The sequence below is a fragment of the Xanthomonas prunicola genome (genome assembly GCF_002846205.1).
In the GTDB taxonomy this organism is placed as follows: Bacteria; Pseudomonadota; Gammaproteobacteria; order Xanthomonadales; family Xanthomonadaceae; genus Xanthomonas; species Xanthomonas prunicola.
Window position 1 is genome coordinate 1 of the sequence record NZ_PHKV01000060.1, and the last position, 1,148, is coordinate 1,148.

Sequence of the window (1,148 nt, forward strand, 5' to 3'; positions counted from 1 at the left end):
AAGAAACCCTCCATCCTTTCGGATAGAGGGTTTCGGGTAAAGCCCCTGGCGATGACCTACTCTCGCATGGCTTGAGCCACACTACCATCGGCGCAGCTGCGTTTCACTTCCGAGTTCGGGATGGGATCGGGTGGTTCCACAGCGCTAATTTCACCAGGGAGACGGTTGGAGTGTCGCCGATATTTGCTTCTCTTCAAAAGTCTGCACAAGGATGTGCAGGCTCTTGCGAAGGGAAGCGCATACAGCGCTCGTCTCGCATAGGTAACTTGTGACGTAGCTTGCGTTTGGTGATCTACCAACGTTCGTTGGGACCAAGGCAACTTGAGGTTATATGGTCAAGCCGCACGGATCATTAGTATCAGTTAGCTCAATACATTGCTGTACTTACACACCTGACCTATCAACCACGTAGTCTACATGGTTCCTTTAGGGGGCTTGTGCCCCGGGAAGTCTCATCTTGAGGCGCGCTTCCCGCTTAGATGCTTTCAGCGGTTATCGCTTCCGAACATAGCTACCCGGCAATGCCACTGGCGTGACAACCGGAACACCAGAGGTTCGTCCACTCCGGTCCTCTCGTACTAGGAGCAGCCCCTCTCAAACTTCCAACGCCCATGGCAGATAGGGACCGAACTGTCTCACGACGTTCTGAACCCAGCTCGCGTACCACTTTAAATGGCGAACAGCCATACCCTTGGGACCGACTACAGCCCCAGGATGTGATGAGCCGACATCGAGGTGCCAAACACCGCCGTCGATATGAACTCTTGGGCGGTATCAGCCTGTTATCCCCGGAGTACCTTTTATCCGTTGAGCGATGGCCCTTCCATACAGAACCACCGGATCACTAAGACCTACTTTCGTACCTGCTTGATCCGTCGATCTTGCAGTCAAGCACGCTTATGCCTTTGCACACAGTGCGCGATGTCCGACCGCGCTGAGCGTACCTTCGTGCTCCTCCGTTACTCTTTAGGAGGAGACCGCCCCAGTCAAACTACCCACCATACACGGTCCCTGATCCGGATAACGGACCTAGGTTAGAACGTCAAGCACGACAGGGTGGTATTTCAAGGATGGCTCCACTGCAGCTAGCGCCACAGTTTCATAGCCTCCCACCTATCCTACACAGACGAACTCAACGTTCAGTGTAA

2 rRNA genes are annotated in these 1,148 nt (G+C 53.9%); both read right to left on the minus strand.

Features of this window, described 5'->3' with window-relative positions:
* Positions 1–43: 43 nt before the first annotated feature.
* Positions 44–158, minus strand: a 5S ribosomal RNA gene (rrf, locus tag XpruCFBP8353_RS23010).
* Positions 159–331: 173 nt separating this feature from the next.
* A 23S ribosomal RNA gene (locus XpruCFBP8353_RS23015) occupies positions 332–1,148 on the minus strand; the annotation flags it as partial.